Below are 16,257 nucleotides of genomic sequence, written 5' to 3'. Positions count from 1 at the left end.
CATGCGTACCGACTTGAACTCGCCAAGCGCAATACGCTTCGCGATGTCTGGCCTGTCCCGCTTGATGCGGCTGATCAGGTATGCGGCCGATGTGCCGCCTTGGCATTTCGATGATGTCATACTGGTATCACCAGCCATCAAACTCCCCTTTCACTTCTCTAGGACCGATATGGCGATGAACTTGATCATATCAAGAGTCGGTCATCCTTGATGGGACGGGAACGGCCCGGAAGCTGCCCCATCATCAGATCGACTTGGTTTCGAGGTCGTGGCAACGGTGATGTAGCGGCGGTGCTCAGAAGAGCCGGAGCGATCTCTCCAAGCTCCGCGCGAACTTGCCGGGCAACAGATCGACCCGAGGATGGCCGAGCTTCGGTGGCGGCTGATCGGTCAACATGTACTCGATCTGGCCATCGTACTCGAACGTAAGCCCGAAGTAGCTCGCATTCTCTGCATCTGGCCAGACACCATCGAAGGCAGTTTCCCCGTCCGGTGTTACCCAAGCGTGAAACACTGGAATTATGAGTTCGCCAGCGATTGACGGTGGGAGGATCGCCCAACCTTGGATGATGCTCCACCCGTTCTTGCCGAATAGCGTTCTCGATGCAGTGATGCACTCATTGGGAGGGAAGGTCTCAGTACCATCTGGGAGCGGCCTGCCCCGGTAACTTCGGCCATGCCGGATCAGGTAGTTGATGTCGTTCCGCCGTAGCGTGCCGCTTTCACGAAGTGCCTTGATTACTCGGTGTTGTTCAGCGTCCATAAATACGGGTCCTTTTTGGATTTGTGGAAATTTTTCTGGATCGAAAGTTCCAGAATGGATTGGGGGGGCGTCAAAGAATAGGGGCGTCTTTTGCAGCTACGCTTCAAGCACATCCCGGACAGGGGTACCCCCTATGCTTGGGATAAAAAACTTGCATGAATGCAAATGACATGCAAGCCAAGTTGTAAGTCCATAAATACTTGGCTTTCACTGTGATGTTGCGCAAATGCATCTTGCAACACGGCGACGGATGCCGTAGCTTAAGGATGCACACCGATGCTGGGTCACGAAGCACTGACGAAGTTGGATGACGTGGCCGGGCTGCTACTGCGCCTGGCTGAGCAGCGCACTGCCGTGGGTGACGAGGCCGGTGCCATGGCCTCGTCTGAGGCCGCCGACCACTTGCTTGACCTGCTCGACCTCGATGCCTTGCGCACCCGTGAGCCGCTGGCAGCCTAGGCTTCCCTGGTAGGCGAGACCCCAAGAGGCTTGGTGCTGGCGTCCTCGGGCGCCGGCGCTCGCCTGTCGTTCAGCTACCGGTGATCGAAGCGGCGGCTGCTACGTGCGTCCCGTGCCGCGTTCCTTGCAGAGCGATCCTCTTGCACGGCACGGTCAGCTTCCACCTGCCTCAGGCGGTGTAGCTCGTCAGCCTGGCGCTCCTGTGCCCTGGCCATGTCCCGTAGAGCATTCGCCTCGCGTGTGCCGTCCTGTGCCTGTGACTGAGCAGCGGGGCTCAACAGGATCGCAGCGAGGACGAAGCGGGCTCGTGACATGCCCAAAGTCTGACGAGGGCGTGAGTCCCTGTCTAGCACCCTGTCAGAGCAGGCACGGGTCAACCGGCCGGGCTAAGGCCGCGTAGCTGGCCAGCACCCTGCGGTAGTCCAAGCTTGGAAGCCGGGACAGGACGCCATGAAGCGTCTAGGGCGAGACAACCCCTGTCTCGGCACAGCGCAGGGCGCGTTCGAGAACGCCCCCCCCCCCCGAGACCCCAAGATCATTCGCGCGATGGCCCTGAGGCTCCTGAGCCGTGCCTTGCGTTCGCAGTCATCGCTGGCCGGATCGAACGCCCCCCACCATTCGTCGCCTATCGTCATTTTCTCGTCTCTGGACTGTATTCCTGTCCGTAGGGGTATAATCTAACACAAATCTTCCCCACGATGTTGATTAGGTAAGATATTTTGAGTCAGTTCAGATTTGACTGCCAACTAATATGGATATTCAATTCGCTCGATTATAAACCAATCTAACGAGGCAAGAAATACCTTCGTTGTCCATCTTGATCGCCAGTCCTTGCGAGGCCAGTTGCGACGAGCGTCTCAAGAACCTCAATAACTCGATTTCGGCGCTTCGCAGTCGCTCTTCCATCGAAAACGTTCGCGACGGACTCGGCCGGTGCCGGCGCGAGAGACCTGGCCAGAAGGTCGCGTACAAGCCGGATTTGCTCAAGTCCGTCCGTTGGCCATTTCGGTCGGTCCGCTACTTCTGGAACCGCAAAATCGAGGGTGCCGAGATGCTCCGCCTCCGGCTTCGGCAATTTTTTGCCAAGTTTTGGTATCTGGTAGTCAGGCCGCAGCCAACGAACGAGGCCACACTTTTCCTCCTCTGCCCGCACTCGATTGAGAGCGACAAGCCGAGATAGCAACTCCCCTTCCGAGGCCTCTTGCTCTGCCGTTTTATAGCGCGATGGCAACGTTGCACCCGGCCGGCCGACAAGCGGCGGCATCAAGTCATCCCAGCCATAGGCAACGAGTACCGTTCGGTCGATGTCGTTGTGGATCTCATTCAAGACTGAAATCAATCCGGTCTTGTGCACGTTGCGTTCGACCTCGCTCAGTGGCGGCCCAAAGCCGCACTCGACCTCTCGTAAACGCTCCAAAGCATTGTAAAGGCTCGTCATGGTCAGTGAAGGGTAATTGGACAACCTTTCTTTGCGGAAGACGTCAAGGCGGTTACCAAGGATACGTAAGTTCTCAAGCTGCACAGAAAACGGATTAGTAGGCGCAAGATCTGAATTGAGAGCAAGTGGAAATGGAAAAGGGTCGAAAGTTTGCTTGTTGTTATACCTCGGCCTATTTTCTAATGTACCGCCAAAATTCAGAGCCCAAGCAACATGAACTCTGCTGCTCAGCGAAGCAAGCAATGCTCCATCGTCACTCGCTATTGCATACACCATCGCATCCGGAACGGTCCCACCATCGATGAAAGAAAATAGTCGGTGTTTTGCCGTATAGGGTGTTCCAATGAAATTACTCAGGTTTGACAATGATTGACGCATCGCCGGTCGAGGCTCGGCGAAGATCCACCATAATTTTTTATAGCTTTCTCTATTATTGTGCTCGCGTTCCGGACGCACTCGTACTAGCAGGTACTGATACGTCGCAGGAAACTCTATCTTCAAGCGGTCTAAACTTATTCCAAATGCGTCAATAATAAAAGATCCTCGATCATTCTGCGCAATATCCCTACCATTTAAATAATTTCTGAGAAGTCCTTGTTCGGGAAAAGCCATTGCTTCAGAGGCAGTCATTTTGAAGCCGGAGCCCGCAGGTACAACTCCTTGAAAACACAATTCGCTATTGGAATGTAAAGAAGAAAAACTGTCTTGTTCTGTCGCTGGTTGCAGCAATGATCCTATCCGATCTACCTCCGTGAACTTCACAGAAGCTTGCTCGTCAGCGAACGCAACCCCTAACTTTGCTTTTCGCGGTAGCTTGGATTTTGGAGCGGCAACTGTCATAGATATTCTGACCGCGGCGCCATCAGCTTCATCAACCCAGGGGTGATCTGCTATAGCAAACTCCAAACTGATTTTTGGCTGCTTTCCGTCAATCCAATAAGCTAAAACAGGCCTATTGTACGATTGGGTTATGCTGTTTGTTGTTATAAATCCAAATCTTTTTATTCGCTTTGTTGAAACAAGTCGAGCTGACTCGTGCCACCAGTAAGCAACAATGTCTGCGGTTTCCACAACTCCGGGATATGCGCTCCGCAACGCATTGACATAACCGTCGCCCAATCGATTTCTAATACGACGGGTTCCGATAAAAGGAGGATTTCCGACGATAAAATCTGCATCAGGCCAAGTTGTTGGACGCGGGTTTACATATCTGTATAGTGGTATTATTGCATCTGAGTCAGGCACTGCTTCACCAGTGATTGGATTGAGCTTCTTAGTTACGCCGTCCCAACGTGACATCAGACGCCCATCCGGGTCGCGCACCATCTCCAGGCTGTCATACGCCAGCACTGCGTCTTGTTGTAAAATTGTGCCGTAGGCGTCCAGTACCGGCTCTGTGATCGCGTCGATACCTACGGTTTTGAGTTGCCATTTCAAATAGCCGATCCAAAGCACAAGGTCGGCAATCGGCACCGCGCGCGGATTAATCTCAAGCCCATGGAATTGGTGGGGATCGACTGTGAAGCGCCCGCCTGTCCGCGCCAACCGCTGACCTCGCAAATCATTACCAGCTTCGGCCGGGTAGTCGCTGTAACGATCAGGCTGTCCGCCAAGTGCCATGATCGCTTCCAGCACCTCACCCTCAAGTTTTTTCATCAGCTCCAATGCAACATAGAGGAAGTTGCCAGTTCCACATGCGGGATCGAGTACCCGCGTCGTGCATAGTTGACGGTGAAACCGCAGCGCAGCAGCGAGCGCACCTTTCTCGTCACCTCGCTCGCTCCTCTCCTTCAGCTGCCCCTGGACAAGATCCCAGTCGGCGCGCAGAGGCTCCATGATCGTCGGCACGATCAGCCGCTCGACATAGGCACGTGGCGTGTAGTGAGCCCCGAGTTTCGACCGCTCGCGCGGATTGAGCGCCCGTTCCAGAAGTGTGCCGAAGATGGCTGGCTCAACCTCTGACCAGTCCTTCCCAGCTGCGATGTGCAATTCTGCGATGTCCTCAGGTTCAAGCGGTAGAGCTGTGCGCGTCTTGAACAGCGCGCCGTTAAAGCGTTTGAGGGTCGCGTTGAGGTGAGGGGCGTAGCCGCCTGCATCCATTGCAGCCCACAGGCTCTCTAAGGCGGGGACGAAGTGCTGTGGTGTCTCGCGCATTCGACCGAGCAGATCGCGAAACCCGTCCTTAGGGATCAGCTTCACGTCCTCGGCAAACATCGTGAACAGGCAGCGCATCAGGAACTCGGCAACCTGCTTGGGGTCGTGCTGTCCTTCCAGCCGTTTTGCGATACGCGCGAGACGATCAGCAATGTCGCGGGTAACCTGCGCAGTGATCCGAGTCGGATCAAGCGAAAGCGGATCCAACCAAATTGCGCGCAGCCGCGCTTGGACAGCTAGATCGCGCAGGTCATCCATGGCGATGCGGTAGGACTGACGATCAGGGAATTGGGCGTAATTCTTCCCCTGGCCAGAGAAATCAGCATAGACCTCGACGACATGCCCAACATCGACGACGAGCAAGAAGGGTGGGTACCCGTGCTCGACAGGCAATGCGCGAGCATAGTTCTCCGCTTGTTTGCGGGCGCCCGCCATCACTTGGTCCCAGCCGCGTGTACCACGCAAGGCGTGCCCGGCTTTGAACTGCCTTGTTGTCTCTGGAAGCAAGGATAGCTGGTCTTGTGCAGATCGCGCCAAATCGCGCTTACGGGACTGTTTGGCTTCCAGAATAAATGAACACTTGCGGTAACAATCGATAAAGCCACTTGTTGTGCTACCGTCCGGGTGCTTGAACGCAACAGTGCGCTCGAATACGTAATTATTGAGTCTGTTCTCTTCTCGCGCCATATCAGGACACGGCAAACCTAGCGCGACACACAAGCGTTCTATGAAAATTTGATAATTTGATCGCTCTGACCCACCTGATGATTTAGCTTCGTTAATCAGAATGTCTAATTTTTCCAAATTCGTCATAAATTCATTCATAGTAATTTGTTCCTCGCCTCAAGAATTTTATTATAATGAAATTATTCGCGATATGAATGTGTTGGCAAGCCTTCACTTACCGCAGATCAAAATATGATGCCCCGCTATGAATGTGCTTGGCAAGCCACGTCCACAGGGCAACCTTGGACCATCCCCCGCTTGAGCCTTTGCAACTCATCTACAACTTCACTCAGACTGCAACAGCTTTTCGTGGTCGTTTCGCAAACGTCATGCGCCACGAGCATAGGAACGGATATCCGCTAGGGTATGCCGTAGCGGACAATCGGAAAAGTGCGAATTTTTTGTCCGTAAGGGTTGCATTCGGTCAACGGACATCGTTCTATACGGACATCAGCCCAGCGGACCAAAGACAGCCCCGATGCAGACCGTTCTCTACGCCCGCGTCTCCACCGCCGACCAAACCATCGCGCATCAGCGGAAACAGGCTGAGGCCTCCGGCTTCAAGATCGATGCGGTGGTCGCGGACGATGGCGTGTCGGGTGTCTCCACGGTCCTCGCGGATCGCGCCCAGGGTCGTCGTCTGTTCGACATGCTCAGGGCTGGCGATGTCCTCGTGGTCCGTTGGGTTGACCGGCTGGGCCGCAACTATGCGGACGTGACTGAGACGATCCGGGAGTTCATGCGCCGGGGTGTCATCATCCGCACGGTCATCAATGGCCTCACGTTCGACGGCGCGACCACCGATCCGATGCAGCAAGCCGTTCGTGACGCTCTCATCGCGTTCATGGCCGCAACCGCCCAGGCCCAGGCCGAGGCGACCAAGGAAGCTCAGCGTGCCGGTATCGACCACGCGAAGGGTCGGGATGATGCGTATCTCGGCCGGAAGCCTTCCTACACCCGCGCCCAGCTTGACGACGTGATCACCGGCCTAGATCGCGGCGATGCCGTTGCTGCCATCGCCAAGGCCACTGGCCTGAGCCGTCAGACCGTCTACCGCGTCAGGGATGACCGCTCTGAGGCGGAAGCCGCTCTCGCCCGCTGGGCTGCGTAGACATTCAACACTGAAGAGGACGACGAGAGCGTGACCGGGAGACCGGCGCGCCCTTCTTTATGAGCATGTGCAGACCGCTACCGGATGCAGCGCCACAAGCGACGGTCTGCCGGCCGAAGTCGAACAGGCCGTTGTCGTGCGTCAGGAACCTGATGTCGCGCACGTCATGGTCGAGGCCCGCGCTGCCTGAGAGCGGTCATGGCGCTGGCGGATCGGATGGGGGATCACCCCGCCCCTGGCGTCTCCGAAGGAACCGGCCGGTCTCCACAATAGCGGCGATGGCCACAGGCGACAGCGCTGTGATGACGGCGGCGAAGGCGTAGAGGGTGTTTGGGTCTGGCATGTTGAGACATCATCAGTGAGACGTCCCGCGTACCATCAGTTGCCTACGGCAGTTTTAACAGCCGGTTTACCGGGATGTGCATGTAGCCCCGGCGATACCAGGCAAAACGATGAAGGGTGCGCCGGACTGTCGGTCGCACCCCTTGTCGTTTTGAGACAGCCTTAGCTGCTATCCTCCGAAGTGCGCTCGAACAAAGGCGGGAGGAAGTGCTCCAAGAAGCTGCAAAAGAAATCCTAAGATTACCAACATGACACCAAAACCGACTGGTGGTCGTGTTCGTGTTTCGATCTTCGCCATCTTGCGAGCAATAGCGGCATCCGTTTCTATCCTAGATCGTGCAATTTCTTCTTCTGTCGGCAGCATCCTTCCTTCGCCGATAGCCGGTAGTCCAAGGCGCTGACGAAGTCTATCCATCTCAGAGCGTCCCATCGAGTGAAGCATTTCTTGGATGGTTTGCGCAGGCTCTTCGTCTTCTTGAGTCTCGGATAGTGACGAGATCAGTACTTTGTACTGCCATTCAATAGCTTCACGCAGGCGGTGGACTCTGTACTCTGGCCATATGTCGTAGGTGATGATGGCGACACCCGCCATATCCGCAACTAGACCCCAAACACTCAACCACGGGCTCATGCGTCCTACTCACGAAAATGCCCTCGCTGGGGCGTCGCATTTAAGGAATGCATCCTGCGGCGTGACATTACACGTTGACCGGCGTGGTATCGACCACAACCGGGCTGGCGGCGCCGCTTGCGTCTGGCTTGTCGATTGGCTCGGGGACCACAGGTGCCTTGCCTGCTTCCACGCTCTCTAAAGATGGCAACTGTCGGCCGAGTCGCAGAAACGCGCCCTCGTCCAAGCCCTCATAATCCTCACCGGTGCCGGGTGGCTTGGCCAAGATTTCCGTGACGATGCCGGGTTCCTTCGTGAAGGTGTGCGTTACTGTATCGATCACGTAGCTTCCGTTAACTTCACTGCGAAAGCCTCGGAGCAAGGTCCGCATCTGGTCTCGTATCCAGGGGTAGCCCTTGGCGAGTGTCAGGTGCGCTTCGCCCTGAGCGCGTTTGAGCATCGCCATCTGGCTCTTGGCCATCATCTTGGCCTCCGCCTCTGATCGCCCAAGCTGTTTCGAGAGGTAGAAGTCCTGTTGCGTGGTTCCATCCGCCTCCTTGCTGGCGTTTGGGTCCTCTACCTCCGCGTACTGCTTGACGTGATCCTTATCGAACCATCCGACCTTAACACCATCAAACTGTGATCTGTCTGTGTGGCGCACAAATCCCTTGCTGATATGCCATGGCCGGAGTTCGATGACCGGTGTCTCTGAGCCTTCCGTGGACTCGCCCTCGTCACGTTTTGCAAACACTAGTCGGTCGTTCTCAAACTTGGCGACGGCACCGAAGCGTCGTTCGAGTTCGTGGAGCAGGTGAAGGGGGCTCGATGTCTGATTGACGAACGGAAGCTCAATGTCCCTGAACTCGGGGTCCACGTAGACACTGGCTCCCTTCAATGCGCCAATCTCGTTCAACACATCCCCGAGTTTCTTGTTCTCGAAGTTTTTGATGGCCGGCGCCTTGATCGCACCTGTAAACCCTACAGAGTTTCCGACGATCTCGATTTGCTTCGGCATGATGACGTAGTCAACAGTGCCCACCTGGAAAATGCCCATCTGAGCAAGCCAGGTTTCTTTGAAGCCGAGGTATACTTCAAGCTTCGCGCCAACCTCAACCGTGGCAATTTTCCAATCGCGGTCGTCTACTGTGATCTTGCATGTATCGGAGTCTCCACCGCCACCTTTCAGGTCGACTTGAATTTCTGTTGTACGGTCATTGAAGCGGTCGGTGATGTCGATGCCGCCTTTCATGATCTTGTAGATTGGCGTGTAACCGGGCTGCATTGTGTGTTCCTAAACGAAAAAGCCGCCCGACGAGGGGCGGCTGCTGATTGGGTGGAGGTAGGTAGAGGGCGTCAGGGGACGCAGGGTGCAGACGCCAGCCAGCCGGTGCCGATGCCTTCGCCGCCAATGTGCTGCCTATCATCGCCAGCATCCGCGCCAGCGGGTTCGAGAATGACACCCCCATCGCCGTTGAGTTGAACGCCCGTTGCATCCCGACCGCCCGTGGCGGCACATGGGTGACTGTTCAGGTGAGGCGGGTGCTTGTTCATAGTTTTGAACGCAAGGTTTCAGTTGCAACCCGTGGATAAGCCAAATCATCCTAAGTTGCGGCGTTGCATCGCCGTATCCTTTGACCCGATAACATACGTTCTCCCCTTGAACCGGAAGCAGCCGTATCGGGAAACTGACGAATGGAAAGAACGGCAAAGTTCGTCCTATCATACACGGGCAGAATGTCCGACGAACATCAAATTGATTTTTATGATATTTCGGAAGCCTTACACGGATTTCAAAGGTATTTAGCTCTTACGACTAATCTCGTTGTCAATAACGAAATCATTACTCATTCGACGGCTCTTAAAAACGCTCGAATTTATGCCTTACCTCCAGAAGAAGGTAGCTGGAAAATACTTGCTCCAATAGTTGTTGCTTGTACAGCAGCCTACCATGTTGGTACTGCAGACAAAGACACACCCATAGGAAACTTGGCGCACTCCATATATGCGTATGTTATTCAAGAAAGTCTTGGGATCAACCCGGATTTTGATAAGGATTTGGGTCAACAAATAAAGGATGAGAGGGCCAAAAATCCAAATTTTCCAGAGCTTACGCAAAGCAAAATCGACTCCCTTATCGAAAAATGCCACAACTCCCTCCAGAAAATTCATCGACCTATCATTGCGTCTGAGACAGCAAAACAGGCTGAGATTTTATTCGATGATGGCTCTGGGGAAATCAAAACAACGGGATCGTTTGATAGAAAAACGTACGATTATATGGCGTACGATAAAGAAGACAGCCATGAAACCATTGTCATCGGTCGAATAACTAGCTACAACGTGAATACGTTTAAAGGAAGAATTTATATTCCAAAGGAGAAAAGGCCGATCCCATTCATGCTTGCAGATAATGCAAGGAGATCAGACATAATAGATTTAGTCACTTCAAGTCTTTCGGCATCTGCACTTGATATTGTTACCTCAAACGACCTAAGGTGCTTCGTATACAAAACCAAAAGCCGGACGGATCGTCTCAAATTCTTGGTAATGACCAACGTAACTGTAGTGCCATGAAAAGTGAATTGAAAGCACATAAGGCCGGCGAGATTACCGCCGGCCTTCAATGTGTCAGGCTGCTTCGCCGAGCGACACCTTCTCCGCCATCCACCTCAGAGCGGCCCGAGCTTCTGCCAACTGCCGGCGAGCTTCGTCGTCGGAAAGATCCTCAAGAAGTTCGGTACCGTTGAGGTGGGCGACCATTCCGGCTTCTATCCAGGCTTCAACCCACTCAGCGTCCCAGGCGCCGGTATCGTACTGAGCTTTAAAATCACCGATCGGCAGTAATCCCATCAATCTGCCTTCCTGAAAGCGGCCGACTGTGCTCCACACCTTGAGGCGCCCAGGAAATCTTGCCTCGAGAATGGCATCCATGTCCTCGGCGTTACTCCACTCGGGGTATGGTTGCGACCGAAGAGCCTTGGCGGCGATGTAGAGGGCCTGTGCCAGGATGTAGCCGTCGCGGGAGGTAATGCTGTTATCGTTCGACATGGTGATGCTCTCCGGCTCAGGCGTGGGACGTAGGGCGGTGGATGACGTGAACGGCTGAAGCCTGCCGTGCGCGGTTGAACGCTGCCGACATGGCGGTCTCGCGTGGCGGGACCGGTCGAGCGCGGGCGTTGCGGATTACGCGGTAGACGCCTTCGGGCATCGCGCCAGTATCGTACTTGGCTTCGATCCAGAGGGCACCGAGTTGGTCTGAGATGTAGGGCTGTAGCATCACGCGGCTCTCCGATCCGGGAGGCCGTTCCACCATGCACTCGCATCGTCGCGACCGATGAGTACGCGGTGCCCCACGCGTTTGGCAGCGAGGCGACCAGCCTTCATCTCATCGAAGACACGGTTCTTGCTGATGCGGTAGGTCGCGCACATCTCTGCGACCGTAAGCACTTGTGATTGAGTGGGCGGCCTTACCCGTTCGATGCTGGTTTCTTGTTCCACTGAAACTCTCCTCAACCCGGTTGGGCTGAGCGAGACCTATTCTCCATGGTGTCACAGAAATAGACGGCAATCGATTTCTGTGAACTGTATACCTACACCCCTCAGCGATACGTGGTACGTGCCATCCACTCAGGGTGCTCTCTTTGGTGCTTACTGATCATGTTCTCAATGGTTCTCGGACTGATCCCATTTGGAAAACTCATCATCTTTCGTACCGTGATCGCATCTGCACTATTACCTGCAATGTATCGGCAGATTGCTCGGGTTGACTTTAGGTCATCTCGTATTTTGCTTTCCTCTGACGCTTCCCGAATGACATTGATGAAGAGCGACAACGCCATCATACGCTCCGGCCCTCTAGTTTCAGACCTACCTACCTTCGCACCGTCGAGTTTCTCTGATGTTTGTTTTAGAGCATGGGGAGCATACTTTTCAGCAAGCGCCAATGCTACGGCACGCCAGTCCTCCGGGTCCGCAACGCCTACGTGATCGAAGAGGGCCTTATGGAAGTGATCCTCACTCATGCTGCCGTCCCCGACGACACGAAGGCATCCCAGGCATTCATCAGTTCACGGCGCTTTTCGAGGGCATCACCCCGGCGGTAGGCGGCTTCTGTCGCGTCTCCGACGACGTGGGATAGTGCGGCCTCTGCGACCTCACGCTGAAAGGTGGTGGCATCGCCGGCCCAATCCCTGAAGGATGATCGGAAGCCGTGTGTCGTCGCCTTGACGCCCATGCGCTTTAGCAGGGCGTTGAAGGCCATGTTGCTCATGTGCTTGTCCGCCTTGAAGGTCGGGAACACGTAGGTGCCCCGCCGCAACGGCTCCATTGCATCGAGAATTTCGAGCATGCGAGGCGTAAGCGGTACCCGGTGGTCGCGCTCCGCTTTCATGCGCGCGGCCGGGATCGACCACACCTTTTTCGTTCGGTCGATTTCCGACCAAGGGCATTCGAGAACTTCCCCGACGCGACCCGCTGTCAGGATCGTAAATTCGAGCGCCAGAGCTGAGACACCGGAGCGCTTGCGAAGCTCAGCGACGAAGGCCGGAACCTCCAGGAAGGGAAGGGCCGCGTGATGGCCGCGCATGAGCTTCCGCCGCTTGGATAGAAGCTGATCGAGATGGCCGCGCCACCGTGCCGGGTTCTCACCAGTCCGCAAGCCCCTTGCCTTGGCAGCATCCAACACCTTTTCGATCCTGCCTCGCACACGGGCTGCCGTCTCGTTTTTGTCGTGCCAGATGGGTTGTAGGCAGGCGAGAACATCGTCGGTGGTGATGTCAGCCACCGGCTTCAGCCTCAGCGACGCGGCGTACGTGTTGACCGTGCTGGTCCACTGAGCCCTGTGCTTCTCGTTCCGGTAGCCCTTGACGATCTCGGGGATGAGCTGGTCTGCGAAAGCTCCGAACGTCACAGCCTTCACCGTCGCCGGATCGGGCTTGCGCTTCTCCGCAATGGGGTCACGACCTTCCGCGATGAGGCGACGAAACTCATCACGCTTGGCGCGTGCCTCCGCGAGCGAGAACACGGTGGCGCTGCCGAGCCCCATCTCCCGTTGACGGTTGTCGTGCCGGAAAATCATGATCCAGCGCCGAGAGCCGTTCGGATCGATAACGAGGTAGAGGCCGGCACCGTCGCCGTAGCGGCCCGGCTTCTTCTCCCGTGCGATGCTCAAAGCCGTGAGTTTGTTGACCGCCCGTGCCATGTGTCCGCCCAACCCCCAGCAATCACCCCAGCGGGTGCAGCGGTATCAGGTGGGATCAGGCTAAACCGGTTCAAGCCCCTCAGCGGAAAAAGCGCTGCTGGTTCAAGGGCTCAGAGGGCTGGTTCAAACCCCCTCAAACAGGTCCGTGGCGGAGAGGGGGGGATTCGAACCCCCGATGGGCTTGCACCCATGCCGCATTTCGAGTGCGGTGCATTCAACCGCTCTGCCACCTCTCCAGCCCAGCGCGGAATGGGACACCGGGGTGCCGCCCTCCAGGCTGTGCACCGCCGAAGCCGGGGCCGGGCACGGGGCACGACCGTCGATCTCTGCGGATAGGGGCTCATAATCGGCCGGCGCGCCGAGGGCAAGGGCTTCGGGCGATGCGCCGGGTCCGCGCACAACGCGGCGCGGCCGGGTGGCAGCCCCGGGATGCGATCGCCGGGGAACCCGTCCGTCGATCCCTGGGGCGCCCGGTCCCGGCGGTCTTGGGCGCCCGGTCCCGGGGGTCTTGGCGCCGCAGGGGGCGGGCGCGGGGGAGCCTTGCCGGGGGCGGCCGGTTTCCCAGGGGCAGGGATCGCGGGAGGCGGCGGTGGGAATGGTGCTCGGAACGGGCCACAGCCGGGTCGAGGGGCCCGCCAAGGTCACCGGCACGGCCGTCTACGCCTCCGATCCGCCCCCGCCGGGGACCGGGGGGCGGGTCGCCCATGCCGCCCTCGTCACCAGCGCGATCGCCCGGGGGCGGATCACCGGGTTCGACCTCTCCGGAGTGCGGGACGCGCCGGGCCTGCTGGCCGTGTTCACCCACCGGGAGTTCGCGGGCGCCATCGCCCCCGTGCGGCACCTGATGGCGGGCGGTTACGTGAACAGCGCCCACCGCCCCCTCGACTCCGCGGCCATCGCCTATGCCGGGCAGATCGTCGCCCTGGTGGTGGCCGAGACCGCCGAGATCGCCGAGGCCGCGGCCCTGGCCGTGCGGGTGTCCTACGAGGAGGAGCCCGCCGCCGGAGGGTTCGATTCGCCCGGCGCCGAGACCGTCCGCCTCGCGGTGCTGAAGGACCGGCACGCGGATGTCCGCTTGGGGGATGCCGACGCCGCGCTGGCGGCCTCCCCCCACCGGGTCGAGGCGCGCTACGAGACCCCGATCCAGCACCACAACCCCATCGAGCTGTTCACCACCCGCTGCGCCTGGGAGGGTGACCGGCTCACCGTTCACGAGCCGACGCGCTTCGTCGGCGCCGTGCAGCACGGGCTCGCGGCGCAGCTCGGGCTCGATCCGGCGAAGGTCCGGGTGGTCTCGGGGCTGATCGGCGGCCATTTCGGCGCCAAGTTCGCCCTGTCCCAGCACACCGCCCTCGTGGCGCTCGCCGCCCGGCGCCTCGGGCGGCCGGTCTCCCTCGTCCCGACCCGGCGGCAATGCTTCACCATCGCCACCTACCGGCCCGAGACCCGCCACGACATCCGCCTCGCCGCCGACGCGCAGGGCCGCCTCACCGCCCTGGTGCACGAGGCCGAGGTGGTGACCTCCCGCTTCGACCCCTTCGCCATGGAGGGGGCGGACGTCACCGCCAGCCTCTATGCCTGCCCGGCGATCCGCACCGAGGAGCGCGCGGTGCGCGTCGATCGCAACACGCCGGGGCCCATGCGCGCCCCGCCGGAGTTGCCCTACCTCTTCGCCCTCGAATCCGCGATGGACGAGATGGCGTGGCAGCTCGGCCTCGATCCGATCGACCTGCGCCGCCGCAACGACACGGCGACCGATCCGGTGAGCGGCAAGCCGTTCACCTCCCGCCCGCTCATGGCCTGCTTCGAGGCCGGGGCCGCGGCCTTCGGCTGGGCGCGGCGGCCGCCGCGGCCGGGGGCGCTGCGCGAGGGGCCGTGGCGGGTCGGCCTCGGCTGCGCCGCCTCGGTGCGCCCGGTGAAGATCGCCGCCGCCACGCTGCGGGTGCGGCTCGCCGCCGACGGGGCGGCCGAGGTCGCCGCCGCCCAGCACGAGATCGGCAACGGCATCACCACCCTCCTGGCCATGGGCGCCGCCGACTGGCTCGGCGTGCCGGTCGCGGGGGTGCGCGTCCGCCTCGGCGACACGGCGTTGCCGCCCGCGGGCATCTCCGGCGGGTCGAGCACCACGACGAGCCTGATGAACGCCCTCGCCCTCGGCTGCGGGCAGGTGCGCGGCCGGCTGGCCGCCGCGGCCACCGCCCCCGGCGCGCCCCTGGCCGGGCGGGCGCCGCAGGGCCTGCGCCTGTGGGAGGGGGCCCTCGTCGCGCCGGACGGGGCGCGCCTGCCCCTGGCGGAGGCGGTGCGCCTGATCGACCCCGAGGCCGTCGAGACCCTGGCGGAGTTCGTGCCCCGGGGCGGCAAGCCGGACGCCCTCCAGGCCCTGCGCGAGGGCCATATCGGCCTGACGCTCGCCGACGATGCCCTGTCCTGGGCCTTCGGGGCGCAGTTCGCGGAGGTGCACGTCCATTCCGAGACCGGGGAGATCCGGGTTCCGCGGCTCACCGGCGCCTTCGCGGCGGGGCAGGTGCTGAACCCCCTCACCGCCCTCAGCCAGCTGAAGGGCGGGATGATCTGGGGCCTCGGCTCGGCCCTGCTGGAGGAAACGGTGCTGGACGGGGCCGCCTACCGCAACCCCGACCTCGCCGAATACCTCGTGCCGACCTGCGCCGACGCGGAGACGGTCGAGGCCGTCCTCGTGCCGGATCCCGACGCGCGGGTGAACCCCCTCGGGGTGAAGGGCCTCGGCGAGCTCGGGGTCATCGGCGTGAACGCGGCCATCGCCAACGCGGTCTACCACGCCACCGGCCGCCGCCGGCGCAGCCTGCCGATCCGTATCGAGGACATGATCGCGTGAGGGCGACCGCTCTGTCATCGCGGAGGCAGCGGGCGGATTGCGGACGTGGCGGCGCCCTAAGTTGCTTCGCTCCGCTCGCAAGGACGGCGGTGCTGCCGGAGGGCCCACCCGTCATCGCGAACGCAGCGAAGCGACCCAGGGCAGCGGGACGCTTCCGGACGAGGCGGCGCCCTGGGTTGCTTCGCTTCGCTCGCAAAGACGGCGGTGCTGCCGGAGGGCCAGCCCCGTCATCGCGAACGCAGTGAAGCGACCCAGGGCAGCGGGACGCTTCCGAACGTGGCGGCGCCCTGGGTTGCTTCGCTCCGCTCGCAAAGACGGCGGGGGCTCGCGACGACCCGCTCCGTCATCGCGAGCGCAGCGAAGCCACCCAGGGGACCGGGACGGTCCCCGCTGTGGGCCCCCTGGCGTGCCTCGCTCCGCCCGCAATGACGGCAGTGGCCGCCCGCCCTGATGGCGGGCCCGTCCACCGCGACGGCGGCGGCAACCGTCCGCTGGGGCGGCGGCGGCCCTCTCCGTCATCGCGAGCGAAGCGAAGCGACCCAGGGCGGCGGAACGGTCCACGACGTGGCGCCGCTGGATTACCTCACTCCGCTCGCATTG

The 16,257-nt window shown here is 59.6% G+C and carries 10 protein-coding genes and 1 tRNA gene; 4 read left to right on the top strand and 7 right to left on the bottom strand.

All coding sequences use genetic code 11. The features are described 5' to 3' along the window. Positions 1-1,039: 1,039 nt before the first annotated feature. Complete coding sequence (locus MKK53_RS06540; RefSeq protein WP_243927888.1) at positions 1,040-1,222, top strand: hypothetical protein; 183 nt, start codon at positions 1,040-1,042, stop codon at positions 1,220-1,222. Between the two features lie 784 nt (positions 1,223-2,006). Here the strand turns inward: MKK53_RS06540 and MKK53_RS06535 are convergent. Beyond that, positions 2,007-5,627 (bottom strand): class I SAM-dependent DNA methyltransferase, encoded by a 3,621-nt coding sequence (locus MKK53_RS06535; RefSeq protein ID WP_243927887.1) that lies wholly within the window; start codon positions 5,625-5,627, stop codon positions 2,007-2,009. 391 nt (positions 5,628-6,018) lie between these two features. On the opposite strand from MKK53_RS06535, the gene MKK53_RS06530 reads away from it, so the two are divergent. Continuing rightward, positions 6,019-6,651 (top strand): recombinase family protein, encoded by a 633-nt coding sequence (locus MKK53_RS06530; protein ID WP_243927886.1) that lies wholly within the window; start codon positions 6,019-6,021, stop codon positions 6,649-6,651. Between the two features lie 511 nt (positions 6,652-7,162). On the opposite strand, the gene MKK53_RS06525 is transcribed toward MKK53_RS06530, so the two are convergent. Beyond that, positions 7,163-7,624 (bottom strand): hypothetical protein, encoded by a 462-nt coding sequence (locus MKK53_RS06525; protein ID WP_243927885.1) that lies wholly within the window; start codon positions 7,622-7,624, stop codon positions 7,163-7,165. A 67-nt stretch (positions 7,625-7,691) separates the two neighbouring features. Further along, positions 7,692-8,885, bottom strand: a complete 1,194-nt coding sequence (locus tag MKK53_RS06520) for a phage late control D family protein (protein WP_243927884.1) — start codon at positions 8,883-8,885, stop codon at positions 7,692-7,694. Positions 8,886-9,337: 452 nt separating this feature from the next. Here MKK53_RS06520 and MKK53_RS06515 point away from each other — a divergent pair, with 452 nt between their 5' ends. Then, positions 9,338-10,177, top strand: a complete 840-nt coding sequence (locus tag MKK53_RS06515) for a hypothetical protein (RefSeq protein ID WP_243927883.1) — start codon at positions 9,338-9,340, stop codon at positions 10,175-10,177. A gap of 54 nt (positions 10,178-10,231) precedes the next feature. Here the strand turns inward: MKK53_RS06515 and MKK53_RS06510 are convergent, their stop codons facing one another. From MKK53_RS06510 to MKK53_RS06495, 4 genes are all read right to left on the bottom strand, one after another. Continuing rightward, positions 10,232-10,651: a hypothetical protein gene (locus tag MKK53_RS06510; RefSeq protein WP_243927882.1), complete on the bottom strand. Its 420-nt coding sequence runs from the start codon at positions 10,649-10,651 to the stop codon at positions 10,232-10,234. A 551-nt stretch (positions 10,652-11,202) separates the two neighbouring features. Further along, a complete protein-coding gene (locus MKK53_RS06505) occupies positions 11,203-11,625 on the bottom strand; it encodes a hypothetical protein (RefSeq protein WP_243927881.1) in 423 nt (140 codons plus the stop codon). After that, positions 11,622-12,803: a tyrosine-type recombinase/integrase gene (locus MKK53_RS06500; protein WP_243927880.1), complete on the bottom strand. Its 1,182-nt coding sequence runs from the start codon at positions 12,801-12,803 to the stop codon at positions 11,622-11,624. The genes MKK53_RS06505 and MKK53_RS06500 overlap by 4 nt, the downstream gene beginning before the upstream one ends. A 146-nt stretch (positions 12,804-12,949) precedes the next feature. After that, a tRNA-Ser gene (locus MKK53_RS06495) sits at positions 12,950-13,039 on the bottom strand. Positions 13,040-13,398: 359 nt separating this feature from the next. Between MKK53_RS06495 and MKK53_RS06490 the strand changes: the two genes are divergently transcribed. Next, positions 13,399-15,657 (top strand): xanthine dehydrogenase family protein molybdopterin-binding subunit, encoded by a 2,259-nt coding sequence (locus MKK53_RS06490; protein ID WP_243927879.1) that lies wholly within the window; start codon positions 13,399-13,401, stop codon positions 15,655-15,657. Positions 15,658-16,257 lie beyond the last annotated feature (600 nt).

Origin of the sequence: Methylobacterium sp. J-076 (genome assembly GCF_022829405.1) — a bacterium.
In the GTDB taxonomy this organism is placed as follows: domain Bacteria; phylum Pseudomonadota; class Alphaproteobacteria; order Rhizobiales; family Beijerinckiaceae; genus Methylobacterium.
The sequence above is the reverse complement of the archived record's forward strand: the minus strand, read 5'-3'. Positions and strand labels throughout refer to the sequence as shown.